Source organism: Mesorhizobium sp. M1328, assembly GCF_040318075.1.
In the GTDB taxonomy this organism is placed as follows: domain Bacteria; phylum Pseudomonadota; class Alphaproteobacteria; order Rhizobiales; family Rhizobiaceae; genus Mesorhizobium.
Window position 1 is genome coordinate 188,152 of record NZ_JAMYLO010000006.1, and the last position, 26,221, is coordinate 214,372.

The window sequence follows — 26,221 nt, forward strand, 5'->3', positions numbered from 1 at the left end:
ATGACCTACCGCATTCTGATCCTCGGCGGAACCACCGAAGCCCGGCAATTGGCCGGAAAGCTGGCCGTGCGCGCGGATATTTCGGTCATGCTGTCGCTGGCCGGCCGCACCGAAAGCCCGGTCGCGCAAGGGGTGCCGGTGCGGGTCGGCGGCTTCGGCGGTGCCGACGGGCTGTCGGCATATCTCCGCCAGAACCAGATCGACCTGCTGATTGACGCCACGCATCCCTATGCGGCGCAAATCTCCGCCAATGCTGCGGAAGCGGCGCGCATGACCGGCGTGACTATCGTTGCGCTCAGGCGTCCGGGCTGGGACCCTGCCGAAGGTGACCACTGGATGTTGGTCGATAGTGTTAACAGCGCGGTGACGGCTCTGGGATCGGTGCCGCGCCGCGTGTTCCTGGCGCTCGGGCGGCAGGAGGTCGCCGCCTTCGAGGCAGCTCCCCAGCATCATTATCTCATCCGCAGTGTCGACCCGGTCGAGCCCAGGCTCGCTGTGCCCGACGCGACCTATCTCTTGGCGCGCGGGCCGTTTCATGAGGTCGATGAGCGCGCGCTGCTCGAAAGCCGTGGCATCGAAGTCGTTGTTTCCAAAAACAGCGGCGGCGAGGCGACCTACGGCAAGATCGCGGCGGCGCGAGCGCTGGGAATCGAGGTTGTGATGATCCGCAGGCCGGCGCTGCCGGACGTCGCGTCGACCGAAACGATCGAATCTCTTGCCGCGATGGTCGATCATTTTCTGGTCAGGCATGTTCTTGGGCCCGCTGCCGAACGCGGCGTGTAGACCAGCGCCGCCTTGTCACCCCGCTTGATGATCCTGGTTTCAGGCGAGCCGATGATGATGCAGGTCGCCATGTCGGCCTTCTCGGCATCGGCGTCGGCCAGTAGAAAAACCTCGATGCGCTCGTCAGGGCGGCCGGCGGCACGGCCAAAGATCACCGGCGTGGTGCCGGGCAGGATCGCCGACAGGCATTCGAAGGCGCGGCCAAGCTGCCAGGGACGTGCCTTGCTGATCGGATTGTAGAGCGCGATGACGAAGCCGGCGCCCGCCGCAGCAAGCAGGCGTAGCTCGATCAGGTCCCACGGCTTCAGATTGTCGGACAGCGAGATGGCGCAGAAATCATGGCCGAGCGGCGCGCCGATGCGGGCGGCGACGGCGAGCATGGCGGTGATGCCGGGCACGATAGAGATGTCGACCGCGCGCCATTCGAGTGGGCCCGCCTCTATCGCCTCGCAGACGGCTGCCGCCATGGCGAAGACGCCGGGATCGCCGCCGGATACGACGGCGACATCGTGGCCTTCCGCGGCCTTCAGCAGCGCGTCCCTGGAGCGGGCGAGTTCCTCGCGATTGTCGGAGGCGATGCGGGTCTGGTCCGCGCGCAGGTCGAGCCGGTCGAGATAAGGCTTGTAGCCGTAGAAGAATTTCGCCTCGGCAACGGCGCGGCTGGCTTCCGGCGTCACCTGGTCGGCGTTGCCTGGCCCCAGGCCGATGACGGTCAGGCGGCCGCTCATGCTTCGGCTCTCAATGCATTTGGCCGGCCCGACCAGCCGGCCACCAGCACGATGGCGAAATAGGGCGCCTGGTCGTCGTTTTTGTCGGCAAGCCGCATCGAGACGCCGCCCGGCATGGTGCCGCGCTCGACATAGATGGCCCGCGCCAGCTTGTCGGTTGCCTCCAGCGCGCGCCTGATCTTGGGCAGGTTGCGTCCGACCTTCATGATCACCGCAGCGTCGGTATCGGCGAGGCGACGCGTCAGCTCGAATTCACTCATCGTGCCCGGCAGCACTGTCAGCACATCGTCGCCCTGGACGATCGGCAGGCCGGTCGCCGACCAGCAGCCGGACATGGCGGTGACGCCGGGAATGACTTCGGTCGGAAAGCGGTGCGCCAGCCGGACATGCAGATGCATATAGGAGCCGTAGAAAAGCGGATCGCCCTCCGACAGTACCGCGACCATCCTGCCGGCGCTGAGGTGCTCGGCGACCTTTTCGGCCGACTGCTCGTAGAAATCCGTTATCTGCGACCGGTAGTCGCGGTGATCCTTGTCGATTTCGGTCGTCACCGGATAGAGCAGCGGCAGTTCAATCAAATCGGGGCGAAAATGCGCGCCGACGATCGCGCGCGCGTTGCTGTTGTTGCCGCGCTTGGCGAAATGCGCGACGACATCGGCCTCGGCCAGCGCGCGCACTGCCTTCAGCGTCAATAGTTCCGGGTCGCCAGGACCGGTGCCGACGCCGACCAGCCTGCCTTTTGCAATCGCATTCATAGGCCCGGCCTTGCCAACGCATTAAGGGCGGCGGCGGTCATGGCGCTGCCGCCCAGCCGGCCGCGCACGATGGCGTAAGGCACGCCATAGGAATTTTCGGCCAGCGCATCCTTCGATTCAGCGGCGCCGACAAACCCAACCGGCATGCCGATGATCGCCGCCGGCTTTGGCGCGCCGTCGCGCAGCTTTTCCAGCAGATAGAAAAGGGCTGTCGGCGCATTGCCGATGGCGACGACCGAACCGGCCATTCGCTCGCCCCACAGGTCGATGGCGGCGGCCGAGCGGGTGTTGCCGATCTTTTTCGCGATGTCGGCGGTCTGCGGATCGCGCAGCGTACAGATTACCTCGTTGCCGGCCGGAAGCCGGGCGCGCGTGACGCCATGCGAGACCATCTGCGCGTCGCAGAAGATCGGCGCGCCGGCCCCCAACGCCGTGCGCGCGGCGGCGACGAAGTCGCTCGAGAAAACGAAGTGCCGCGCAGCCTCGACCTGGCCGCAGGCGTGGATCATGCGGATGGCGATGTCGGCCTCGGCTTCGGAAAAGCGCGACAGGTCGGCCTCGGCGCGGATAATGGCGAAGGAGCGCTCGTAGATCGCCGTGCCATCATGGATGTAGTCGTAGGCGTTCTGGGCGGGCATGCTCATTCCTGTCGGTAGATTTCGGTGATGCCGTCCGCGCCGAGCCTTGCCAGGCAAGCAGCAGCAGTTTCGCCGGGATGTCGTGCGCTGCGGATCGCCGCTGCAATGCGGCCGATGCCGTGCGCAGCGTCGTAGCCCGGCCTGTATCCGGCGGGCAATGCCTTTGCCGTCCCGTCCACGACAAGTCCGGCTCCGTTTTCGCCGCCGACCAGGGTCAGCGCCGCCGGGCCGGGACGGGCGCAGCCCTTGGCGCAGCCGGAGATGTGCAGCGTTAGCGAGGAATCGAGGATGTCGCGGTTTTCTGTAGCGATGATCTCGGCGATGTCGCGGGTGGCGATCCGGCCGGAGGCGCAGGCGGGTGCGCCGGGGCAGGCGGCGATCCTGGTGCGCGGATCGGCTGCGTCGGTGACAAAGCCGACGGTTGCGGCGGTTTTCTGGAGTGAAAGACATGCGGCTTGGGAGAGGCCGAGTAAAAGCAGCGCGCGACCCGGCGCCAGGCGGATTTCGGCGGCGCCGAGGGTGAGGGCCTCTTGCGTCAGGTCGATGAGCTTTTGCGCTGGTATGCTGCCGAAGGGGAGGCCGATACCGAGGGCGGTTCCGGTGGTGGCTAGGTTAAAAACTCCGATGGGCTGGCGTTCCGTCGCACCCCCCTCTGTCCTGCCGGACATCTCCCCCTCAAGGGGGGAGATTGCGCTTTGATCTCTATTTTCGGCAATGTCCGACGCTGCGGAGGAAGAGCCAACGACAAAACCGCCGATCTCCCCCCTTGAGGGGGAGATGTCCGGCAGGACAGAGGGGGGTAAAACGCGCCAACTTGCCAGAGATCCCAACTGTCTCTCGGTCAAATCCCGCGCATGGGCATCGCGGCCCTTTTCGGCAACCATCCTGAGAATGGCGACGGCGATGTCACAAGCCGCATCTTCCTCGGACATCGCCAGCGGCGTGGCACCCTGCGCATCCCCGGCGAGCGATACCCGCCACTTAATTCCGTCGGCGGTCCGCATCGCAGCCAGCCTGACATCGGCCGTAACCGCATCCATCGTCAGCCGTCCGCCACCATCGACAATCACTGAAACCTTTGGGCCGAGGCGCTGCGCCAAGCCGGCTCCATCAATTGCCGCCCGAATCCGCTCCGCCATCGGGCGCGGGTCGGCTATCTCCTCCGGGTCGAGCCCGGCCAGCGGGCCGGTCTCGACCGGCACGCCGGTGCGAACGGCAATACCCAGCGCATCGACCTCCATCGCCAGAAGCCGCGCGCTTGCCGGCATCAGGCCGCGTATCTGCAGGCTGCCGCGGGCGGTCACTTCCACGATGCCGTTGCCATGGCGCAAGGCGGATTCGCAGAGTCCGATCAACGACTTCGGCAACAGCCCTCCAGCGACCGGATTGAGCCGCACCAGCAGCCCGTCGCCGGTTTGCATCGGTGCCGATAAAGCGGGGCAGGCGCCACGGCGCGAGAAAGCGTTCATGCCGCCACCCCCAGCGCTTGCGCTTCGGCAATTAGTGCGGCGAGATCGTCATCGATCGAATTGCGCAGCGGATGCCAGAGACCGCGCCGCCGGGCCGAGAGAAAACGCTCGGCGATGACTTTTGCGGCTGAAGGGTTTTCGCGCAGGATGAAGGCGCGGACCACGGGGTCGCCGAGATAGGCGTCGTGCACGGCCTCGATCAGCGTGCCTGATATGGCATGGGTAGTCTCGGCAAAGCCGACCAGCCGATCAACTGTCTCGGCGAATTCCGAAGCACCGCGCGGCCCGTGGCGCATCTGGCCGGCGATGAAGCGCGGATTGACGGCGCGCGCCCGCACGACCCGGGATACGGCCTCGCCAACCGAGCGCGGCTTCGGCTTTTGCGGGTCCGTGGTGTCGAGCACGATCACGTCGGCGTTTTTGCCGAGCGTGGCAAGCGCTGCCGAAAAGCCGCCGATAAAGGCGACGTCGGCCGAGCCTTCGAGGATGTCGCGGCCGGGGTCGTCGCCGGTATGAACCAGAAGGTCGGCCTCAGCGATGCGGCCCTCAAAAGCGCCGGGCGCCGAAACGCCTTCGCCCTCGGAGCCGCCATAGGCGTGCGAGGTGGCGTCGAGGTAGGCGCGGCCGATCTCTTCGCGCGCGGCCCAGTCGCCGCTCGACAACAAATCCTCGACACCGGCGCCGTAGGTGCCGGGTGAGGTGCCGAAAATGCGCGGGCTGATCTTCCCGTCTGCACGCGTCCTCGCCGCCAGCGGGTTTTCGGAAGCGTCCTCGTCGCGGGCGGCGACGGTGTTGGCCGCGGCGTCGATCAGCGCGATCTGGGTCGGGAACATGTCGCGGAACAGGCCTGATATGCGCCATGTAACGTCGACGCGCGGGCGGCCGAGCGTTGCCGGCGGCAGCACCTCGATGCCGGTGATGCGGCCGGTGGCGGAATCCCATTGCGGCCGGCAGCCCATCAGCGCCAGGCCTTGCGCGATCTCCTCGCCGCCGGTGCGCAGCGAGGCCGAGCCCCAGAGGTCGATGACCAGCGAGCGCGGCCAGTCGCCATGCGATTGCATGTAGCTGCGCAAGACCTCGTCGGCGGCCGCCCTGCCGAGATCGAAGGATGTCGGCGTCGGCATGGTGCGCGGGTCGGCGGTGAACAGATTGCGGCCGGTCGGCAGCACATCGCGCCGGCCACGCGCTGGTGCACCGGCCGGACCGGCAGCGACATGTCGGCCGTCGAGGGCGGCAAGCAGTGCGGTTTTTTCAGCTGCTGCGCTTTGCCGCCGTACCGGATCAGCCTCGCCTTCCGGCGAGCGACCGTAGATATGCAGGCCGTCCTTGATGGCGAAATCCTTGAGATCGCAGAGCCAGGCGTCGACGCGGCGCAGCGCTTCGTCGGGAGCGTCGGTTTGGGCAACCCCGGCGTCCGAGGCGAGGCCAGTTTTTTGCGCGGTTTCGACGATCAGTCTCGCCAGGCGGTCGCGGCGGCGGCGGTCGAGCCCGTCGGCCTGGGCATATTCGTCGACCAGTCGTTCAAGCCTATGCTGGTTTTCGTCAAGCCCGGCGCCGGTCAGCGGCGGCGGCAGATGGCCAAGGGTGACGGCGGCAATGCGCCGCTTGGCCTGTGCTGCCTCGCCGGGGTTGGAGACGATGAACGGATAAATGACGGGCAGGGCGCCGGTGACGATTTCGGGAAAGCAGTTTTCGCTGAGCGCGACGGTCTTGCCGGGCAGCCATTCCAGCGTGCCGTGGGCGCCGACATGGACGATTGCATGGATGCCGAGCGACTTGCGCAGCCAAAGGCCAAAGGCGACCAGCGCATGGCGCGGCGGCAGCGTCGGGTCGTGATAGTCGGCGCGGCGGTCGGCTGAGCGCCCGCGGTCAGGGGCGAGTGCCACGGTGACGTTGCCGAAGGTGGCTGCGCGGAAGGGGAATTTTGCGGCGGCAGGCGCTTGAACACCCCCCTCTGTCCTGCCGGACATCTCCCCCTCAAGGGGGGAGATTGCGCTGTTGTCTCTGCTTTCGCCAATTACCGAGGGCGTTAAGGGAGAGCCGGCGGCGAAACCGCCGATCTCCCCCCTTGAGGGGGAGATGTCCGGCAGGACAGAGGGGGGTGCCTCGCACAAACTTGTGTCATCTTCCGCATTCCCCCATGCGGCCGTCACGGCAGCTATCGCCTCAGCAGGCAATTCCGCCGAGTACTTGAGATAGTCCTCAAACCCCAACCCTTCACCTCCACGCTCCAGCATCTCCAGCAACTTGCGCGGCGTTTGCGGAATCCCTTCAACGGCGTAGCCCTGTTCGCTGAGGTCATGCAGCATCGCCAGCACGCTGGACGGCACGTCGAGGCCAACCGCATAGCCGGTGCGGCCGGGGGCGCTCGGATAGTCGGGGATCAGGATGGCGAGCTTGCGTTCCGCGCGGGGCGTCCGCTGCAGGCGCACGAAGGCCTCGACACGGTTCGCCACTTGCGCCACGCGGTCGGGCTCAGGCCGGTTGGCGAAGGCGCGGAAGGCCAATGCGGGATCGGTTTCGCTTTCGCCCTTGAATGAAATAGCGCCGGCCAGGATGCGGCCGTCGAGCTCGGGCAGGACGACATGCATGGCAAGGTCGGCGGGCGCCAGGCCGCGCTGATTGGTTTGCCAGATGTCGCGGCGGGTGGTCGCGACGATGACCTGGAACACCGGTACGCCGGCGCGGTCGAACAGGGTTTCGACGCCGGGCTCGGCACCCGAGGCGAAAGCCGTCGCAGTGATGATGGCGGCAGGCTTGAGCGTTGCAAGCGCGGTTTCGACAAAGGCGAGCGATGCCGGGTCCTTGAGGCTGGAGACGAAGATAGGGACCGGCGCTATGCCGCGCGCAGTCAGCGCTTCGAAAAGCGCATCGATCGGCGCGACATCGGCGGCGAGCAGCATCGAGCGGTAGAACAGGATTGGCACGACGTCTCCCTCCCCCTCGAGGGGAGGGTGGCCCGAAGGGCCGGGTGGGGTCGTTGCGGCAGTGCTCGACGTTTTTTTCTGTCGGCGCGCTTCGGAGAGGACCCCACCCCCGGCCTGCGGCCGGACCCTCCCCTCGAGGGGGAGCGGGACGCCGCGTTCTGCGACCCCCAGTCCCGGCTCGTAAAATCCCGCCTTTGGCACGCTGACTGGTTCAGCGACCGCCACACCCGATCCGGCGAGACTTGCCAACCTCTGCACCAGCGCCGTCATATTCGCCGGTCCGCCCTCGCGGAAATAGCCAAGCAGGCCGTCCAACTCCTCGCGCGGCAGCGTCGAGCCTTCGATCAGCCGCAAATCCTCGTCGTGGCTCTCGCCCGGCAGCAGCGCCAGCTTGATACCGCGATTTCGCGCGACAACGGCGAGCTGATCGCAGCCATAGCGCCACCAGTCATAGCCGCCGAGGATGCGGACCAAAATGACCTTGGCGTGGCGGGCGACGCTGTCGATCCAGAGATCGACGGACATCGGATGGCGCAGGTCGCGCAAGGCGGCGAGCCGCATCGACGGCAGGCGGTCCGCATCTGCCTTCCACGCCGCCGCCAGCCCGGCCAGGTCGCTGTCGGTGAAGGACAGCGCCACGACATCCGCAGGCGTTTGCCTGAGATCGACAGGCTCGGCGAGATCGTCGAGCGAGGCGGATGTCGTGGTGAGGATGTGCATCGCGGCTCGTACCTGGGGTCAGCCGGCGAGGATACGCTCGATGGCCGGGCGGTTCAGCCCTTTCAGGCCGATGACAACGAGGCGCGAGCGGCGATCGTCTTCAGCGGTCCAGGCGCGATCGTAATAGTGGTTGACGCGCGGACCGACGGCCTGCAGCAGGAGCCGCATCGGCTTGCCGCCGACTTCGACGAAACCCTTGACGCGCAACACGTTTTCCTCCTCCGCAGCCGTGGCGACGCGTTGTGCCAGTTCGTCCGGGTTGGACACGGACGCAATGTCGATGACGAACGAGTCAAAGTCGTCGTGTTCGTGGTCGAGCTCGTCGTCGTGATGGGTCTTGCGGTTCTCGATGTCGTCCTCGACGGCAAGGCCGAGGCCGAGCAGCACCGACGGATCGACCTTGCCTTGCGAAGTCGGCACGATCTTCACCGCCCGGCCAACATGCTTGCCGATGACGGCATTGGCGCGGGCCGCGCCGTCTGCATTCAGCAGGTCGCTCTTCGACAGGATGATCAGGTCGGCGCAGGCGAGCTGGTCCTCGAATACTTCCTCGACCGGATCGTCGTGGTCGAGCGTCTCGTCCTGTGCGCGCTGCGCCTGCAGGGCGTCCATGTCGTTGGCGACGCGGCCATCAGCCAGCGCCGGTCCGTCGACCACGGCGATGACGCCGTCCACCGTGACGCGGCTTTTCACCGACGGCCACTGGAAGGCCTGGACAAGCGGCTTGGGCAAAGCGAGGCCGGATGTCTCGATCAGGATGTGGTCGACCCTCGGCGTCAGCGACAGGATCTGGTCGAGCGCCGGAACGAAATCGTCGGCGACGGTGCAGCAGATGCAGCCATTGGCCAGCTCGACGATGTTTTCCTCGGGGCAGGTGTCCGTGCCGCAGCCCTTGAGGATCTCGCCGTCGATGCCGATGTCGCCGAACTCGTTGACGATAATGGCTAGCCGCTTGCCTTTGGCGCTTTCGAGCAAATGGCGGATCAGCGTCGTCTTGCCCGCGCCGAGAAAGCCGGTGACTACAGTGCAGGGAACGCGCGAAATGGAGGCAGCGGTCATATCAGGTCCTTCAAAAGGTCAAGGGGAGGGATGCGGGCAACCAGGCCGCGCTTCAGGCAATCGGGACGGCCGCGCCATGGAATGAGCCCATCCGTCGAGGTGGCGAACAGCTTTGCGCCGGTCACGAGATCGGCGCCGCTGGTCGCGGTCAGGTCGCCGAAGACGTAACTCCAGCAGCCGTCGCGCAGTATGGCGGCGCTGAGCCGGCGCTTGCAATTACCGAGGCATTCGACGGTGTGGATTTTAATGTTTTCGCAGGAAGCGGCGCGGCGCGTGTCCTCGGCGAGCAGTTCGCCGGCGCGCGGACGAGCGTCCGAACCGGTCTCGTCACGGCAGGACGAGCAGACGATGACGGTAACGCCGGCCGGGGAATCACCATGGCCGGACAATAAATCCGCTGTCTCAGCCGGAAAACTGCTGTCGCGTTCCAAATCAGGCTCCTTGCCCGGAAAACCCGCCAGGCGATCGGATTCTTATGTCCTAGACGGCAGGTCTCCTGGCTCGCGGGTCATCGCCTGGGTGCCGCCTTCCCGGGAATATCCCAGTGGTTTTCGGCCTTGGCTCGTCGCTTACAGTTGCGGGGACAGCCGCGGATTTGAAATCGAGATTTCGCACCGCATTCCCTCTTGGCCCTTGCCGTTGCGGGCAGGGGACCGTCTGGAATGGATTTAGGCTTTTGCAGGCGGTGGTGTCAACGCACGGCTACGACACTGCAATGTCGGCCAAAGGCTGTCATGTCCCGCCTTCCGGCAGTGCCAGGATAACTTGCCGGATTGCTTGATAGCCATCGCCATAGTCCCAATCATGACTGATCGCCAGATTTTGACCTTCTTGCCAAACCGCGTTGTCCAGAAGGACTTCGCCACTAATAAGCGTGCCGTTCAAGCCTGCCAGAAAGGTCCGTACAAAATGGCCTCCGGGGGGTACCGAAGCTGTGAACAGCTTTTCCAGCTTGGCATAGAATGCTGGATAGCCTCGGCTTAGCGAGCATAGCTCGGTAGTGGCTTGGGAAATGACGGGTCCGCCATAGATTTTCCAACGGGCATTGTTGCGCCAGATGTTCCAACGGGCGCTGCTTCGCTGCCAAATCTCTACCTCGGCCTGTATGTCGTCGCAGACATGATCAGCCAGCCCCTCAATGGCGACGTGGAAAACACCACGGATAAATTTTTCAAACGCCTGATTCAATTCTTGTTCGCGCGTGTCGCCGAAGCCAGCAAATGATTCAATGACCGGCTGAACATCAAGCAGCGGAGAGAATATGTAGATTTCAAGAACGAGCCGACCGTTAGAACCCGTCTCGAACACCTCAGCCTCAAACCGAAGTTGCCTCGACTGGAGCGTGACGTCCTGCTCTCTACGTATTGCATCTATTCCATGTGCAATCAGCGCACCATGGATCATGTCGAGCACTTCGTGCGATGCCATTACAAACCTACCAGGTTTCTTGGAGCGTCTATGACAGACGCTGTGGGGGTTGGCCATCTTTCTGACTGGCCAGCGCCGGCCCAAGATCACCGGCAGCTGTCACCTCGATGCGCTCAAGCCCGAGCCAGCCCTGCATCTGCTTCAATTCTTTGAAAAGCTCGGCAGCGGTTTGTGGCGGGGCGCCGGGCTCCGCATAGGCGGCATGGACGCGCAACACGCCGGCCGGGCGGTCGGCCCTGAGGTCGACGCGCCCGACGATGCTGTCGCCGAGCAGGAACGGCAGCACATAATAGCCATACTGGCGTTTTTCGGCCGGCGTGTAGATCTCGATGCGATAGCGGAAGTCGAACAGCCTTTCCGTGCGCGACCGCTCGAAGACGACAGGATCGAACGGCGCGAGCAAGGCGCGCGCCTCGATCCTGCGCGGCAAGCGGGCGTCCTTGTGGAGATAGGCTGCTTTGCTCCAGCCTTCGACGCTCACCGGCAACAGCTCGCCGGCCTCGACCAGCTCCTCGATGCGACCCTTGATATCGGCGGGCGAGAGGCGGAAATAGTCGCGCAGATCGCCTGCCGTGGCGACGCCGTGGGCGCGGGCGGAGATACGCAGCAATTCGCGGTGGGCGTCCTCGGAGGATGGCACTGGCAAAGCGAGTACCGCTGGCGGCAGTACGCGCTCCGGCAGATCGTAGAACCGCTCGAAGCCGCGGCGATACGCGGTGGTGATGCGGCCGGCCCAGAACAGCCATTCGAAGGCATGCTTGGCATGGCTCCAGCCCCACCAGCCGCCCGAACCCTTCTGGCCTTCGAAAGCCGAAGCCGCGATCGGGCCTCGTTCGGCGACCTCGCGATAGATGTCTTCGATATAGGCGGCGTGCTCGCGGCCCCATTTGGCCAGTCCGCTGTACATTTCGTCGCCGCGCTCGGCCCGCTGCATGCGCCAGCGCATCAGCGGATAGGTCTCGACCGGCAAGAAGGAGGCTTCGTGCGCCCAATATTCGAAGACCATGCGCTTGCGCGTTGCGGCGGCGGCGTCGAGCAGCGCAAGCTTGTAGGGGCCAAGCCGCGAATAGAGCGGCATATAGTGGGCGCGCACCACGGCGCTGACGGAATCGATCTGCAGCAGGCCGGTACGGGCAAGCACCCGGGCCAGATGCCTGCGGTCGGGCGTACCGGCGGGGCGGGGGTCATTGAATCCCTGTGCCGCCAGCGCGATGCGACGGGCCATGCGAAGCGAGATTTTTTCTTTCATCAAGGGGTATCCTGATGATGTTGGACACAGCAGAGAATCTGCGATTTCCGTGCCATGCTAGCAGGGTTTTGGCGGCATCCATGTCAGGAGAGAAAAGTGGAGTAGAAAGTGAAGGAAATCAAACAGGAGCGGATCGGACCAGTTTTCCCGGATATGCCGTCCAGCACCGCGATTTGAACAAGGTTTGACTTGCTTCGCCGAAAGCGCTGCGCTAACCCTCGCCGCGTTGCAGCATAGAGCCCCTTAAAACGGTTCAGTGGTTAAACTGTCACGCTTCCGCAAGTGGGTCCGGTGCTGTAATCAGAGTGGATTGGCCGCCAACGGAAACTGCAGCATGAACGCACTTTTAGGTTCGTACCTGCCCATAGTCCTGTTCATCGGCGTGGCGCTGGTGGTCGGGCTGGCGCTGCTCGCCGCACCCTTCCTGGTGGCCTACCGCAACCCCGATCCGGAAAAGCTTTCGGCCTATGAGTGCGGCTTCAACTCGTTCGACGACGCCCGCATGAAGTTCGACATCCGCTTCTACCTGGTGTCGATCCTGTTCATCATCTTCGACCTGGAGGTGGCCTTCCTGTTTCCTTGGGCGGTGTCGTTCAGTCAGATCGGCATGCTCGGTTTCTGGTCGATGATGGTGTTTTTGGCGGTGCTGACCATCGGCTTTGCCTATGAATGGAAGAAAGGAGCGCTGGAATGGGATTGAGCGACAATTCCGGCACGCTCGTCGCGCCGAAGCCCAAGGGCCTCATCGACCCCAACACCGGCAGGCCGGTGGGGGAGGACGATCCATTCTTCCTGGAGATCAACAACGAGCTGGCCGACAAGGGCTTTCTCGTCACCTCGACCGAGGCGCTGATCACCTGGGCGCGCAGCGGCTCGCTGATGTTCATGACCTTCGGTCTCGCCTGCTGCGCGGTCGAGATGATCCATACCTCGATGCCGCGCTATGACTCGGAGAGGTTCGGTGTCGCGCCGCGCGCGTCTCCGCGCCAGTCCGACATCATGATCGTTGCCGGCACGCTGACCAACAAGATGGCGCCGGCGCTGCGCAAGGTCTACGACCAGATGCCCGAGCCGCGCTACGTCATCTCGATGGGCTCCTGCGCCAATGGCGGCGGCTATTATCACTATTCCTATTCGGTGGTGCGCGGCTGCGACCGCATCGTGCCGGTCGACATCTACGTGCCCGGCTGCCCGCCGAGCGCCGAAGCGCTGCTCTACGGCATCCTTCTGCTGCAGAAGAAGATCCGCCGCACCGGCACGATCGAACGGTGAGCGGCATGTCCCAGGCGTTGAATGACCTCTCGACCTATCTCGGCGAGAAGCTGACCGGCCGGATCGGCGAGGCGGTGCTCGCCTATGGCGAACTCACCATCTCGGTCGAGCCGCGCGACCTGATCGAGGTGGTGACCTTCCTGCGCGACGACCCGAAATGCCAGTTCATCTCGATCATCGACGTCTGCGGCGCCGATTATCCGTCGCGGGCAAAGCGCTTCGACGTCGTCTATCATTTGCTGTCGCCGAGGCAGAATATCCGCATCCGCATCAAGGTCCAGGCCGACGAAGAGACGCTGGTGCCGTCGATCACCGGCATATATCCCGGCGCGGACTGGTTCGAGCGCGAGACCTACGACCTCTATGGCGTGCTGTTTTCGGGCCATCCCGATCTGCGGCGGATCCTGACCGACTACGGCTTCGAGGGCCATCCGCTGCGCAAGGACTTTCCGCTGACCGGCTTCGTCGAGGTGCGCTACGACGACGAAGCCAAGCGCGTCATCTACGAGCCGGTGGAATTGAAACAGGAATTCCGCAATTTCGATTTTCTGTCTCCGTGGGAAGGTACGGATTACGTGCTTCCGGGAGATGAGAAGGCAAAGCAGTAAATGGCTGAAACCTCCGTTCGCAACTTCAACATCAATTTTGGCCCGCAACATCCAGCGGCGCATGGCGTTTTGCGCCTCGTGCTGGAGCTTGATGGCGAGGTGGTCGATCGCGTCGATCCGCATATCGGGCTTTTGCATCGCGGCACGGAAAAGCTGATCGAGCACAAGACCTATCTGCAGGCCGTGCCCTATCTCGACCGGCTCGACTATTGCGCGCCGATGAACCAGGAACATGCCTTCGCGCTTGCCGCGGAGCGGCTGCTCGGTATCGAGGTGCCGAAGCGCGGGCAGCTTATTCGAGTTCTCTACTCTGAGATCGGCCGCATCATGTCGCACATCCTCAATGTGACGACGCAGGCGATGGATGTCGGCGCGCTGACGCCGCCGCTGTGGGGCTTTGTCGAGCGCGAAAAGCTGATGGTGTTTTACGAGCGCGCCTCGGGCTCGCGCATGCACGCGGCCTATTTCCGGCCGGGCGGCGTCCACCAGGACCTGCCGCAGAAGCTGATCGAGGACATCGGCAAGTGGATCGACCCGTTCCTGAAGTCGGTCGACGATCTCGACGCGCTTTTGACCGGCAACCGTATCTTCAAGCAGCGCAATGTCGACATTGCCACCGTCTCCTTGGCGGACGCCTGGGCCTGGGGTTTTTCGGGCGTCATGGTGCGCGGCTCGGGTGCACCCTGGGACCTGCGCAAATCGCAGCCCTACGAATGCTATGCCGAGCTGGATTTCGACATTCCGATCGGCAAGAACGGCGACTGTTTCGACCGTTATCTGGTGCGCATGGAAGAGATGCGCCAGTCGGCGAAAATCATGCGCCAGTGCGTCGACCTGTTGCTCGGCAAGGAAGGCGCGGGGCCGGTGTCTAACCTCGACGGCAAGGTGGTGCCGCCGAAGCGCGCAGCGATGAAGCGCTCGATGGAAGCGCTGATCCATCACTTCAAGCTCTACACCGAAGGCTACCGGGTTCCGGCCGGCGAGGTCTATGCCGCTGTCGAGGCGCCAAAGGGCGAGTTTGGCGTCTATCTCGTCTCCGACGGCACCAACAAGCCTTATCGCTGCAAGCTGCGCGCGCCAGGCTTTGCGCATCTGCAAGCCATGGACTTTTTGTGCCGCGGCCACATGTTGGCCGACGTCACCGCCGTTCTCGGCTCCCTCGACATCGTGTTTGGTGAGGTCGATCGCTAAATGTCAGTCCGCCGTCTCGCAGAAGCCAGCCTCCAGCCAGCCTCCTTCGCCTTCAACCGGGCAAATGCGGCAGCGGCGAAGCAGTGGATCAAGAAATATCCGAAGGGGCGCGAGCAATCCGCGATTATCCCCTTGCTCATGCTGGCGCAGGAGCAGGAAGGCTGGGTGACCAAGGCGGCGATCGAGGCGATCTCCGACATGCTCGGCATGCCTTATATTCGCGGGCTGGAAGTCGCCACCTTCTATACGCAATACCAGCTCAATCCAGTCGGCACCCGCGCCCATATCCAGGTCTGCGGCACCACGCCCTGCATGCTGCGCGGCTCGGAAGCGCTGATGGATGTGTGCCGCTCGAATATCCATCACGACCAGTTTCACACCAATGACAAGGGCACGCTGTCGTGGGAGGAGGTCGAGTGCCTCGGCGCCTGCGTCAACGCACCGATGGTGATGATATTCAAGGACACCTATGAGGATTTGACGCCGGAGCGGCTTGCCGAGATCATCGACCTCTATGACGCCGGCAAGGGCGCTACGGTGAAACCGGGACCGCAAAACGGCCGCATCACCTCAGAGCCGGCCAGCGGCCTGACGACCCTCAAGAGCGAAAAGGCGATCCTGAAGGCGACCCGCGACCGGGAAACCAGGGCCGCGACCAAGGCCGCCAAGGAAGTGGCGCCGGCGGCTGTCGCCGCAGCACCCGCGGCGCCGGCCCCGCCAGCCGCTCCTGCCGCGCCGGCGCCGGTTGCGCCCTCGAATGCCAGCAAGCCGAAGACGGACGCGGTCGAGACCAGCCCGGCGCTGAAATCGCCGTCGGCGACAAAAGTCGCGCCTGCGGCGGAAAAGGCGGCGAGCGTCACAGCGCCTCTGCATTCGGCCGCCAATGCCAACAAGGCCGAGCCGCAGGTCGAGGACGTCTCGAAACAGCGCAAGGGCCCCAAGAACAAGGCCGAGCCGGCGTCTGCTTTCAAAGCGCCGGAGGCCAAGGTTAAACCGGCGAAGGCTGTCGCCAAGGCGACCAAGCCGTCGCCCGGAACCAAAAGCCGGCCGACCGGCAAGAAGCCGGTCTGAGGAACGAGCAATGCTTCAGGACAGAGACCGCATCTTCAACAACATCTACGGCCGCTTCGACAAGTCGCTGGCCGGCGCCATGGCGCGCGGCGCCTGGGACAACACACCCGGCATCGTTGCCAAGGGGCGCGAGTGGATCGTCAACGAGATGAAGGCGAGCGGCCTGCGCGGCCGCGGCGGCGCCGGTTTCCCGACCGGGCTCAAATGGTCGTTCATGCCCAAGCAAAGCGACGGCCGCCCGAGCTATCTCGTCGTCAATGCCGACGAATCCGAGCCCGGCACCTGCAAGGACCGCGACATACTGCGCCACGACCCGCACACGCTGGTCGAAGGCTGCCTGCTTGCCGGCTTCGCAATGGGCGCGGTCGCCGCCTACATCTATGTGCGCGGCGAGTTCATCCGCGAGCGCGAGGCGCTGCAACGCGCCATCGACGAGGCCTATGCGGCCAAGCTGATCGGCAAGAACAATACCTCCGGCTACGATTTCGACATCTACATGCACCATGGCGCCGGCGCCTATATCTGCGGCGAGGAAACGGCGCTGCTCGAAAGCCTCGAGGGCAAGAAGGGCCAGCCGCGGCTGAAGCCGCCATTTCCGGCCAATGTCGGCCTCTATGGCTGCCCGACGACGGTCAACAATGTCGAGTCCATCGCGGTCGCGCCGACCATCCTGCGCCGCGGTGCCGCCTGGTTCTCGTCCTTCGGCCGGCCCAACAATGTCGGCACCAAGCTGTTCTGCATCTCCGGTCACGTCAACAATCCGTGCACCGTCGAAGAGGCGATGTCGATCCCGTTCCGCGAACTGATCGAGACGCATTGCGGCGGCATTCGCGGCGGCTGGGACAATCTGCTGGCGGTCATTCCGGGCGGCGCCTCGGTGCCGCTTGTGCCGGCCGAGCAGATCATCGACGCGCCGATGGATTTCGACGCGCTGCGCGACCTGAAATCGGGCCTCGGCACGGCGGCTGTCATCGTCATGGACAAATCGACCGATATCGTGAAAGCGATCGCGCGGCTGTCCTACTTCTACAAGCACGAAAGCTGCGGCCAGTGCACGCCCTGCCGTGAGGGCACCGGCTGGATGTGGCGGGTGATGGAACGGCTGGTGCGCGGCGAGGCGCAGAAGCGCGAGATCGACATGCTGCTCGACGTGACCAAGCAGGTCGAGGGCCACACGATCTGTGCGCTGGGCGATGCGGCGGCATGGCCGATCCAGGGCCTGATGCGGCATTTCCGCGGTGAGGTGGAGCGGCGCATCGACGAGTTTTCGCGCAACGCACACCGCGCCGAACCGGTGCTGGCTGCGGCGGAATAGAAGAATTCAAAATGCGGACGAAAGTCCGAAACGAGGAAACGAGCGCGGGGCAGACGGAAACGACCAGGAGACCACTTATGTCGCTGTTTTCGACACCCGACGATTTTACCACCGATATGGACCCGTTGTTGAAGATGAACCAGGATCTGACCAGGATGATGCCGAAGGAGATGGCCAATGCCGTCAATCTTCTGGCGCATCCTCTCGCGGGCGCGGCGGCGATGACGGCACTCGGCATCGGCCTTGCCAACCACGCCTTTGGTATCTGGATGGGCGTGCTCTCAGGCGCGGCCGAGACCTCGCAGCGGCTTTGGCAGCCGGTCGCCGAGGATTTCGAGACCCGGACGGAACGCGTTTCTGCGACCGGCAAAAGCTCCTCGACAAAGGCGCGCGCAGCCACCAAAACCCTGATTGCCGAGGCGCAGTCCTTCGCCAACGATGTGACCGACATTGCGACGAGCACCGCGGCGCGGAGCTTGGCGAATGCGAGCACCGTTGTAGCGGATGCGTCGGCCGGGCTGATGCCGGAAGATTTCAAGCAGCCCAAGGCGATGGACCGGCCCGCCGAGCCCGCCGACCTCAAGGCGATATCGGGCATCGGGCCGAAACTGGAAAAGGTGCTGAACGGCCTTGGCATCTGGACATACGCCCAGATCGCCGCGTGGACGCCGCAAGAGATCGCCTGGGTAGAAGATTACCTGTCGTTGAAGGGCCGCATCGGCCGTGACGGCTGGATCGGTCAGGCGGCCGCGTTGGCCGGGGCCAAAAAGTGAATTTCAATATCGTGCGCGGTCTCGGCCGCGCCCGGAAGGAAAGATTGCGGAACGTCCGCAGGGGTTTGAGGCGAAATGGCAAAGCTCAAGGTCGACGGGAAAGAGATTACTGTACCCGACCATTACACGCTGCTGCAGGCGGCCGAGGACGCCGGCGCGGAAGTGCCGCGCTTTTGCTTCCACGAGCGGTTGTCGATCGCCGGCAATTGCCGCATGTGCCTGATCGAGGTGAAGGGCGGCCCGCCCAAGCCTCAAGCGTCCTGCGCCATGGGCGTGCGCGACCTGCGCCCCGGCCCGAACGGCGAGCCGCCGGAAATCTTCACCAACACGCCGATGGTCAAGAAGGCCAGGGAAGGCGTGATGGAATTCCTGCTGATCAACCATCCGCTGGATTGCCCGATCTGCGACCAGGGCGGCGAGTGCGACCTGCAGGACCAGGCGATGGCGTTCGGCGTCGATTCCTCGCGCTACCACGAGAACAAGCGGGCGGTCGAAGACAAGTATATCGGGCCGCTGGTCAAGACGATCATGAACCGCTGCATCCATTGCACGCGGTGCGTCCGCTTTACCACCGAGATAGCGGGCATATCCGAGCTCGGCCTGATCGGCCGCGGCGAGGATGCCGAGATCACCACCTATCTTGAAAGCGCGATGACGTCGGAGCTGCAGGGCAATGTCATCGACCTTTGCCCGGTCGGCGCGCTGACCTCCAAACCCTATGCCTTCCAGGCACGGCCTTGGGAACTGACCAAGACAGAATCCATCGACGTGATGGACGCCGTTGGCTCGGCGATCCGCGTCGATAGCCGGGGCCGCGAAGTGATGCGCATCCTGCCGCGTACCAACGAGGCGGTGAACGAGGAGTGGATTTCCGACAAGACCCGCTTCATCTGGGACGGCCTGCGCACACAGCGCCTCGACCGCCCCTATGTGCGCAAGGATGGCAGACTGGCCGCGGCAAGCTGGGCCGAGGCGTTTTCCGCTATCAAGGAAGCGGTGTCGAATGCGGCACCCGAAAAGATCGGTGCCATTGCCGGCGATCTCGCTGCCGTCGAGGAGATCTACGCGCTGAAGCTTCTGATGGCTTCGCTCGGCTCCAAGAACACCGACTGCCGCCAGGACGGTGCCGCACTCGATCCGTCGCTCGGCCGGGCGAGTTATGTGTTCAACCCGACCATCGAAGGCATCGAACAGGCCGATGCGGTGCTGATCATCGGCGCCAATCCGCGCTTCGAGGCGTCTTTGCTCAACGCCCGCATCCGCAAGCGCTGGCGGGCCGGCAATCTGCCGGTCGGCGTCATCGGCGATGTCGGCGATACGCGCTATGATTACGAGCAGCTCGGCGCCGGGCCGGAATCGCTGAAGGATCTGGCCGACGGCAACGGCAAATTCTTCCAGCTGCTGAAGAAGGCGACGCATCCGCTGATCATCGTCGGCCAGGGTGCGCTGGCGCGTCCGGACGGCGCGGCCGTGCTCGGCCAGGCGGCGAAGCTCGCCGTCGCCGTCAACGCCGCAAGGGCCGACTGGAACGGCTTTGCCGTGCTGCACACCGCCGCGGCACGGGTCGGCGGCCTCGATGTCGGCTTCGTACCGGGCGAGGGCGGCAGGAATGTCGCCGGCATGCTGGGCGAGACCGACGTGCTGTTCCTGCTCGGCGCCGACGAAATCGATATGGCCAAGACCGACGGCGCTTTCGTCGTCTATATCGGTACGCATGGCGACAAGGGCGCGCACCGCGCCAACGTCATCCTGCCGGGTGCCGCCTATACCGAGAAGTCGAGCACCTTCGTCAATACCGAAGGCCGCGTGCAGCAGACCAACCGGGCCGGCTTTGCGCCCGGCGAAGCGCGCGAGGACTGGGCGATCCTCAGGGCACTGTCGGATGTGCTCGGCCAGAAGCTACCTTTCGATTCGCTGCCTCAGCTGCGCGCAAAGCTCTATGCGGAATACCCGCATCTTGCCCGCATCGACCATGTCGCGGCCGGCGACCCGGCCGACATCGCCAGGGTGGCGAAGCTCGGCGGGCGGCTGAACAAGGGCACCTTCACCTCGCCGGTCAAGGATTTCTACCTGACCAACCCGATCGCGCGCGCTTCCGCGGTGATGGCCGAGTGCTCGGCTTTGGCGAAGAACGGCTTCAGGCAGGCGGCGGAGTAGACATGGACACCTTCTTCTCCTTCTACGTGCTGCCGGCGCTGCTGATCCTTTTGAAGTCGGTCGTGCTGATCGTCGTTCTATTGATATTCGTCGCCTATGTGCTTTACGCCGACCGCAAGATCTGGGCGGCGGTGCAATTGCGCCGAGGCCCGAACGTCGTTGGCCCATGGGGCACGCTGCAGGCCTTCGCCGATCTGCTGAAATTCGTCTTCAAGGAGCCGGTGATCCCGTCCGGCGCCAACAAGGGCGTTTTCCTGCTGGCGCCTTTGGTGTCGGCGGTGCTGGCGATCTCTGCCTGGGCGGTCATACCGGTCAATGAAGGCTGGGCGATCGCCAACGTCAATGTCGGCATCCTCTATGTCTTCGCCATCTCCTCGCTCGAGGTCTATGGGGTGATCATGGGCGGCTGGGCGTCCAATTCGAAATACCCGTTCCTCGGCGCGCTGCGGTCGGCGGCGCAGATGGTGTCCTACGAAGTCTCTATCGGCTTCGTCATCGTCACCGTGCTGCTTTGCGTCGGCTCGCTCAACCTGACCGACATCGTTTTGTCGCAGCAGGACGGGTTGGGCACGCGGATCGGCCTGCCCAACACTTTCCTGGACTGGCACTGGCTGTCGCTGTTCCCGATGTTCATCGTTTTCTTCATCTCGGCGCTGGCGGAAACCAACCGGCCGCCCTTCGACCTCGTGGAAGCCGAATCGGAGCTGGTCGCCGGCCATATGGTCGAATATTCGTCGACGCCGTTCCTGTTGTTTTTCCTCGGCGAATATGTCGCCGTGGTCCTGATGTGCGCGCTCGCCACCATCCTGTTCCTTGGCGGCTGGCTGCCGCCCTTCAATTTCGCGCCGTTCACCTGGGTGCCGGGGCTGATCTGGTTCGTGCTCAAGGTCTGCCTGGTGTTCTTCATGTTCTCGATGGTGAAGGCGTTCGTGCCGCGCTACCGCTACGATCAGCTGATGCGGCTCGGCTGGAAGGTCTTCCTGCCGATCTCGCTGTTCATGGTGGTCGCCACCGCCGCCTTCCTCAAGATCACGGGGTTTGCGTGATGTCTGCATTATCCCAGGCCGCCAAGTCACTGCTTTTGCAGGATTTCGTCAGTGCTTTCTTCCTGTCGATGCGCCAGTTCTTCGCGCCGAAGGAGACGATCAACTATCCGCATGAGAAGGGGCCGGTCAGCCCGCGCTTCCGCGGCGAACATGCGCTGCGCCGTTATCCGAACGGCGAGGAACGCTGCATCGCCTGCAAATTGTGCGAGGCGATCTGCCCGGCACAGGCCATCACCATCGAAGCCGGCCCGCGCCGCAATGACGGCACACGGCGTACCGTGCGCTACGACATCGACATGGTGAAATGCATTTATTGCGGCTTCTGCCAGGAGGCCTGCCCGGTTGACGCCATTGTCGAGGGGCCGAATTTCGAATTCGCGACGGAGACGCGCGAGGAGCTTTATTACGACAAGGACAGGCTTCTGGCCAATGGCGACCGCTGGGAGCGTGAACTGGCGCGCAACATCTCGCTGGATGCGCCTTACCGCTGATATTTGACGCATGGACGGGGCGAGGGGCCTCGTTTAAGGAACACGCAACTTGCCGACCGGAGGCGGTGGCAAAAAACAGGACGAACGTCCTGTTCTGACAGGAAACCCGGGGGAACCCATGCTGAGTGGACTAGAGGCGGCCTTTTTCTACCTCTTCGCCTTTGTCGCGGTGGCATCGGCGTTCATGGTCGTTTCGGCGCGTAATCCCGTGCATTCGGTGCTGTTCCTGATCCTGACCTTCTTCAACGCCGCCGGCCTGTTCATGCTGACCGGCGCCGAGTTCCTGGCGATGATCCTGCTCGTCGTCTATGTCGGCGCGGTCATGGTGCTGTTCCTGTTCGTCGTAATGATGCTCGACGTCGATTTCGCTGAAATGAAGGAAGGCGCCCTGCAATATGCACCGATCGGCGCGCTGGTCGGGCTGATCCTGGCGGCGGAGCTGATCGTCGTGCTCGGCGGCTATACATTCGCGCCGAAACTGGCGGCGACGATTGCGAAACCCATTCCGGACCTGGCCGCGCGCTCGAACACGGCAGCGCTCGGCGACATTCTCTATACGGATTACCTCTACTACTTCCAGGTGGCGGGGCTGGTGCTGCTGGTCGCCATGATCGGCGCCATTGTGCTGACGTTGCGCCACAAGCCGGGCGTCAAGCGGCAGTCGATCGCCGCCCAGGTCGGCCGCACGGCGGCAACCGGAGTGGAAATCCGCAAGGTCAAGACGGGCGAAGGAGTCTGAGATGGTCGTCGGCATCGCGCACTACCTGACCGTATCGGCGATCCTGTTCACGCTCGGCGTGTTCGGCATCTTCTTGAACCGCAGGAACGTCATCGTCATCCTGATGTCGATCGAGCTGATCCTGCTTGCGGTCAACATCAATTTCGTCGCCTTCTCGGCGGCGCTCGGCGATCTTGTCGGCCAGGTGTTTGCACTGTTCGTGCTGACGGTCGCGGCGGCCGAAGCGGCGATCGGCCTTGCCATTCTCGTCGTCTTCTTCCGCAACCGCGGCTCGATCGCGGTCGAAGACGTGAACATGATGAAGGGTTGACGGAACCACCATGTATCAGGCCATCGTCTTCCTTCCGCTGCTCGGCTTCCTGATCGTCGGCCTGTTCGGCACCTCGCTCGGCGCCAAGGCTTCCGAATACATCACCTCCGGCTTCCTGGTGATCGCGGCTGTGCTGTCGTGGATCGCCTTCTTCTCGGTCGGCTTCGGCGGCGGCGAGGTATTCACCGTGCCGGTGATGCGCTGGATCCAGTCTGGCGGCCTCGAAGCGTCTTGGGCGCTGCGGATCGATACGCTGACCGTGGTGATGCTGGTCGTCGTCAATACGGTGTCGGCGCTGGTCCATATCTACTCGATCGGCTACATGCATCACGACCCGGACCGGCCGCGCTTCTTCGCCTATCTGTCGCTGTTCACCTTCGCCATGCTGATGCTGGTGACGGCCGACAATCTGGTGCAGATGTTCTTCGGCTGGGAAGGCGTCGGCCTTGCCTCCTATCTGCTGATCGGCTTCTGGTACAAGAAGCCGTCGGCCAATGCGGCTGCGATCAAGGCGTTCATCGTCAATCGCGTCGGCGACTTCGGCTTTGCGCTCGGCATATTTGGCGTGTTCGTGCTGTTCGGCTCGGTCAATCTCGGCACCATCTTCGCCAATGCGGCGACGTTCATTCCGGCGGAAGGCGCGCCGCAAGGTGCGGCCGTGCTGACCTTCCTCGGCTATGCACTCGATAAGCAGGCTGCGATGACGGTCGTCTGCCTGCTCCTGTTCATGGGCGCCATGGGCAAGTCGGCGCAGGTGCCGCTGCACACCTGGCTGCCCGATGCCATGGAAGGCCCGACGCCGGTCTCGGCACTGATCCATGCCGCGACCATGGTGACGGCAGGCGTGTTCATGCTGGCGCGGCTGTCGCCGCTGTTCGAGCTGTCGCATTCGGCACTGACGGTGGTCACCTTCATCGGCGCCTTCACCGCCTTCTTCGCGGCGACAGTCGGTCTCGTCCAGAACGACATCAAGCGCGTCATCGCCTATTCGACCTGTTCGCAGCTCGGCTACATGTTCGTGGCGCTCGGCGTCGGCGCCTATGGCGCGGCGATTTTCCATCTGTTCACCCACGCCTTCTTCAAGGCGCTGCTGTTCCTCGGCTCGGGCTCGGTCATCCACGCCGTTTCCGACGAGCAGGACATGCGCAAGATGGGCGGCCTCAGGACGCTCATCCCGACGACTTACTGGATGATGGTGATCGGCACGCTGGCGCTGACCGGTGTCGGCATCCCGGTAACAGTCATCGGCACGGCTGGCTTCTTTTCCAAGGACGCCATCATCGAAGCGGCCTTCGCCGGCCACAATGCGGTCGCCGCGTTTGCCTTTATATTGCTGGTGATCGCGGCCTGCTTCACCTCCTTCTATTCCTGGCGGCTGATCTTCATGACCTTCCATGGCGAGCCGCGGGCCAGCCACGAGGTCATGCACCATGTCCATGAATCGCCGCCGGTCATGCTGGTGCCGCTGTTCATCCTGGCGGCGGGCGCGCTGTTCGCCGGCGTGATCTTCCACGGCGCCTTCATCGGCGAGGGCTATGCCGAATTCTGGAAGGCGTCGCTGTTCACGCTGCCGGACAACCACATCCTGCACGAAATCCACGAAGTGCCGTTGTGGGTCGAGCTGTCACCGTTCATCGCCATGCTGATCGGCTTTGCGATTGCCTGGCAGTTCTATATTCGCGCGCCGGAAATGCCTCGGAGCGTCGCCGCCAACCATCGCCTGCTCTACGCCTTCCTGCTCAACAAATGGTATTTCGACGAGCTCTACGACTTCCTGTTCGTGCGGCCGGCAAAGCGGCTCGGCAGCTTCCTGTGGAAGACCGGCGACGGCACCGTCATCGACGGGCTCGGGCCGGACGGCATTTCGGCGCGCGTCGTCGACGTCACCAACCGGGTCGTCAAGCTGCAGACCGGCTATCTCTACCACTATGCCTTCGCCATGCTGATCGGCGTTGCCGCACTCGTCACCTGGATGATGCTCTGATGACCGCCTGGCCGATCCTATCGCTGGTCACCTTCCTGCCGCTGGTTGGTGTGCTGCTCATCCTTTTCGTGCGCGACGACAGCGAGAACGCGCGCCGCAACATCCGCGCCATCGCGCTGTTCACGACTGCGTTCACGTTTGTGATTTCGTTGTTTATCTGGACCGGCTTCGACAATTCGCAGCCTGGCTTCCAGTTCGTCGAGAAGTTTGCCTGGCTGGATTCCGGCATCTCCTACCATATGGGCGTCGACGGCATCTCCATGCTGTTCGTCATCCTGACCACCTTCCTGATGCCGCTCTGCATTCTCGCCTCGTGGGAATCGATCGAGAAGCGCGTCAAGGCCTACATGATCGCTTTCCTGCTGCTCGAGACGTTGATGATCGGCGTGTTCTGCGCGCTCGACATCGTTTTGTTCTACGTCTTCTTCGAAGCCGGCCTGATCCCGATGTTCATCATCATCGGCGTTTGGGGCGGCAAGCGGCGCGTCTATGCCTCGTTCAAGTTCTTCCTCTATACGCTGGCCGGCTCGGTGCTGATGCTGCTCGCCATCATGGCGATGTTCTTCCAGTCCGGCACCACCGATATCCCGACGCTGCTGACGCATAATTTCCCGGCCAATATGCAGACCTGGCTATGGCTCGCCTTCTTCGCGTCCTTTGCGGTGAAGATGCCGATGTGGCCGGTGCATACCTGGCTGCCGGACGCGCATGTCGAGGCACCGACGGCCGGCTCGGTGATCCTGGCCGCCATCCTGCTCAAGATGGGCGGGTACGGCTTCCTGCGTTTTTCGCTGCCGATGTTTCCGATCGCATCCGAAATGTTCGCGCCGCTGATCTTCCCGCTCTCCGTCGTCGCCATCATCTACACCTCGCTGGTGGCGCTGATGCAGGAGGACATGAAGAAGCTGATCGCCTATTCGTCGGTCGCTCACATGGGCTTCGTTACCATGGGCATCTTCGCGATGAACCAGGAAGGCGTCCAGGGTTCGATCTTCCAGATGCTGTCGCACGGCCTGGTCTCGGGCGCGCTGTTCCTCTGCGTAGGCGTCGTCTACGATCGCATGCACACGCGTGACATCGACGCCTATGGCGGGTTGGTCAACAACATGCCGAAATATGCAACCGTGTTCATGATCTTCACCATGGCCAATGTCGGCCTGCCCGGCACCAGCGGCTTTGTCGGCGAGTTCCTGACCATGCTCGGCGTGTTCCGGGTCAACACCTGGGTGGCGTTCTTCGCTGCCACCGGCGTCATCCTGTCGGCGGCCTACGCGCTCTGGCTCTACCGCAAGGTGATCTTCGGCGCACTGACCAAGGAAAGCCTGAAAGGCCTGCTCGACCTGTCGACGCGCGAGAAGGTGATCATCTATCCGCTGGTCGCGCTGGTCATCTTCTTCGGTGTCTATCCGGCGCCGATCTTCGACGCCACGGCCGAATCGGTCAAGGCGCTCGTCACCAATGTCACCGCATCCATCGGCGCCGCGCAGACCGCGGCGGCGAACTGACTG

At 63.8% G+C, this 26,221-nt stretch carries 24 protein-coding genes and 1 riboswitch; of the genes, 15 read left to right on the forward strand and 9 right to left on the reverse strand.

The window, feature by feature from the left end; all coding sequences use genetic code 11:
* On the forward strand, nt 1-783 hold the full coding sequence (locus tag NKH23_RS14940) for a cobalt-precorrin-6A reductase (RefSeq protein WP_352978621.1): 783 nt from the start codon (nt 1-3) through the stop codon (nt 781-783).
* Here the strand turns inward: NKH23_RS14940 and NKH23_RS14945 are convergent.
* The 9 genes from NKH23_RS14945 to NKH23_RS14985 form a co-directional block, all read right to left on the reverse strand.
* On the reverse strand, nt 732-1,511 hold the full coding sequence (locus tag NKH23_RS14945) for a precorrin-3B C(17)-methyltransferase (RefSeq protein ID WP_352978622.1): 780 nt from the start codon (nt 1,509-1,511) through the stop codon (nt 732-734). The genes NKH23_RS14940 and NKH23_RS14945 overlap by 52 nt on opposite strands.
* On the reverse strand, nt 1,508-2,266 hold the full coding sequence (locus tag NKH23_RS14950; RefSeq protein ID WP_352916933.1) for a precorrin-2 C(20)-methyltransferase: 759 nt from the start codon (nt 2,264-2,266) through the stop codon (nt 1,508-1,510). The genes NKH23_RS14945 and NKH23_RS14950 overlap by 4 nt, the downstream gene beginning before the upstream one ends.
* Entirely contained in the window at nt 2,263-2,910 is a 648-nt protein-coding gene (locus NKH23_RS14955) for a precorrin-8X methylmutase (RefSeq protein ID WP_502908361.1), read from the reverse strand. Before NKH23_RS14955 ends, NKH23_RS14950 begins: the two co-directional genes overlap by 4 nt.
* Nucleotides 2,907-4,373, reverse strand: a complete 1,467-nt coding sequence (gene cobG, locus NKH23_RS14960) for a precorrin-3B synthase (protein WP_352916937.1) — start codon at nt 4,371-4,373, stop codon at nt 2,907-2,909. Before cobG ends, NKH23_RS14955 begins: the two co-directional genes overlap by 4 nt.
* Nucleotides 4,370-8,020, reverse strand: coding sequence for a cobaltochelatase subunit CobN (locus tag NKH23_RS14965; RefSeq protein WP_353025582.1), 3,651 nt, complete (start codon nt 8,018-8,020; stop codon nt 4,370-4,372). The genes cobG and NKH23_RS14965 overlap by 4 nt, the downstream gene beginning before the upstream one ends.
* Nucleotides 8,021-8,038: 18 nt before the next feature.
* Nucleotides 8,039-9,079: a cobalamin biosynthesis protein CobW gene (gene cobW, locus NKH23_RS14970; RefSeq protein ID WP_352978627.1), complete on the reverse strand. Its 1,041-nt coding sequence runs from the start codon at nt 9,077-9,079 to the stop codon at nt 8,039-8,041.
* On the reverse strand, nt 9,076-9,510 hold the full coding sequence (locus NKH23_RS14975) for a DUF1636 family protein (RefSeq protein WP_352978629.1): 435 nt from the start codon (nt 9,508-9,510) through the stop codon (nt 9,076-9,078). Before NKH23_RS14975 ends, cobW begins: the two co-directional genes overlap by 4 nt.
* 38 nt (nt 9,511-9,548) lie before the next feature.
* Nucleotides 9,549-9,752, reverse strand: a riboswitch (cobalamin riboswitch).
* A 59-nt stretch (nt 9,753-9,811) separates the two neighbouring features.
* Nucleotides 9,812-10,507: a DUF6348 family protein gene (locus NKH23_RS14980; RefSeq protein WP_352978631.1), complete on the reverse strand. Its 696-nt coding sequence runs from the start codon at nt 10,505-10,507 to the stop codon at nt 9,812-9,814.
* A gap of 28 nt (nt 10,508-10,535) precedes the next feature.
* Nucleotides 10,536-11,756: a winged helix-turn-helix domain-containing protein gene (locus tag NKH23_RS14985; RefSeq protein ID WP_352978632.1), complete on the reverse strand. Its 1,221-nt coding sequence runs from the start codon at nt 11,754-11,756 to the stop codon at nt 10,536-10,538.
* Between the two features lie 334 nt (nt 11,757-12,090).
* Between NKH23_RS14985 and NKH23_RS14990 the strand changes: the two genes are divergently transcribed.
* The 14 genes from NKH23_RS14990 (at nt 12,091) to NKH23_RS15055 (ending at nt 26,218) form a co-directional block, all read left to right on the forward strand.
* Nucleotides 12,091-12,456 (forward strand): NADH-quinone oxidoreductase subunit A, encoded by a 366-nt coding sequence (locus NKH23_RS14990; RefSeq protein ID WP_023720750.1) that lies wholly within the window; start codon nt 12,091-12,093, stop codon nt 12,454-12,456.
* Nucleotides 12,447-13,028: a NuoB/complex I 20 kDa subunit family protein gene (locus NKH23_RS14995; protein WP_292664697.1), complete on the forward strand. Its 582-nt coding sequence runs from the start codon at nt 12,447-12,449 to the stop codon at nt 13,026-13,028. Before NKH23_RS14990 ends, NKH23_RS14995 begins: the two co-directional genes overlap by 10 nt.
* A 5-nt stretch (nt 13,029-13,033) precedes the next feature.
* The gene (locus tag NKH23_RS15000; protein ID WP_352916945.1) at nt 13,034-13,636 is read left to right on the forward strand and encodes an NADH-quinone oxidoreductase subunit C; all 603 of its coding nucleotides are present in this window, start codon (nt 13,034-13,036) and stop codon (nt 13,634-13,636) included.
* Nucleotides 13,637-14,827: an NADH-quinone oxidoreductase subunit D gene (locus tag NKH23_RS15005; RefSeq protein WP_292664700.1), complete on the forward strand. Its 1,191-nt coding sequence runs from the start codon at nt 13,637-13,639 to the stop codon at nt 14,825-14,827.
* Entirely contained in the window at nt 14,828-15,898 is a 1,071-nt protein-coding gene (gene nuoE, locus NKH23_RS15010) for an NADH-quinone oxidoreductase subunit NuoE (protein WP_353035006.1), read from the forward strand. It begins immediately after the preceding gene.
* Nucleotides 15,899-15,908: 10 nt separating this feature from the next.
* Nucleotides 15,909-17,213: an NADH-quinone oxidoreductase subunit NuoF gene (gene nuoF / locus NKH23_RS15015; protein ID WP_023676626.1), complete on the forward strand. Its 1,305-nt coding sequence runs from the start codon at nt 15,909-15,911 to the stop codon at nt 17,211-17,213.
* 77 nt (nt 17,214-17,290) lie between these two features.
* Complete coding sequence (locus tag NKH23_RS15020) at nt 17,291-17,986, forward strand: helix-hairpin-helix domain-containing protein (protein ID WP_352978637.1); 696 nt, start codon at nt 17,291-17,293, stop codon at nt 17,984-17,986.
* A 75-nt stretch (nt 17,987-18,061) separates the two neighbouring features.
* Nucleotides 18,062-20,143: an NADH-quinone oxidoreductase subunit NuoG gene (gene nuoG / locus NKH23_RS15025; RefSeq protein ID WP_352978639.1), complete on the forward strand. Its 2,082-nt coding sequence runs from the start codon at nt 18,062-18,064 to the stop codon at nt 20,141-20,143.
* Between the two features lie 2 nt (nt 20,144-20,145).
* Nucleotides 20,146-21,189, forward strand: a complete 1,044-nt coding sequence (gene nuoH, locus NKH23_RS15030; RefSeq protein WP_352483051.1) for an NADH-quinone oxidoreductase subunit NuoH — start codon at nt 20,146-20,148, stop codon at nt 21,187-21,189.
* On the forward strand, nt 21,189-21,680 hold the full coding sequence (gene nuoI / locus NKH23_RS15035) for an NADH-quinone oxidoreductase subunit NuoI (RefSeq protein ID WP_023676622.1): 492 nt from the start codon (nt 21,189-21,191) through the stop codon (nt 21,678-21,680). Before nuoH ends, nuoI begins: the two co-directional genes overlap by 1 nt.
* Before the next feature lie 118 nt (nt 21,681-21,798).
* Nucleotides 21,799-22,419, forward strand: coding sequence for an NADH-quinone oxidoreductase subunit J (locus NKH23_RS15040; RefSeq protein WP_352718917.1), 621 nt, complete (start codon nt 21,799-21,801; stop codon nt 22,417-22,419).
* A 1-nt stretch (nt 22,420) separates the two neighbouring features.
* Nucleotides 22,421-22,729 carry an NADH-quinone oxidoreductase subunit NuoK gene (nuoK, locus tag NKH23_RS15045; protein WP_023676620.1) on the forward strand — a complete coding sequence of 103 codons (309 nt, stop codon included), beginning with the start codon at nt 22,421-22,423 and terminating at the stop codon, nt 22,727-22,729.
* A gap of 10 nt (nt 22,730-22,739) precedes the next feature.
* Nucleotides 22,740-24,713 carry an NADH-quinone oxidoreductase subunit L gene (gene nuoL / locus NKH23_RS15050; protein ID WP_352978641.1) on the forward strand — a complete coding sequence of 658 codons (1,974 nt, stop codon included), beginning with the start codon at nt 22,740-22,742 and terminating at the stop codon, nt 24,711-24,713.
* Nucleotides 24,713-26,218 carry an NADH-quinone oxidoreductase subunit M gene (locus tag NKH23_RS15055; protein WP_353035008.1) on the forward strand — a complete coding sequence of 502 codons (1,506 nt, stop codon included), beginning with the start codon at nt 24,713-24,715 and terminating at the stop codon, nt 26,216-26,218. Before nuoL ends, NKH23_RS15055 begins: the two co-directional genes overlap by 1 nt.
* Nucleotides 26,219-26,221: the final 3 nt, after the last annotated feature.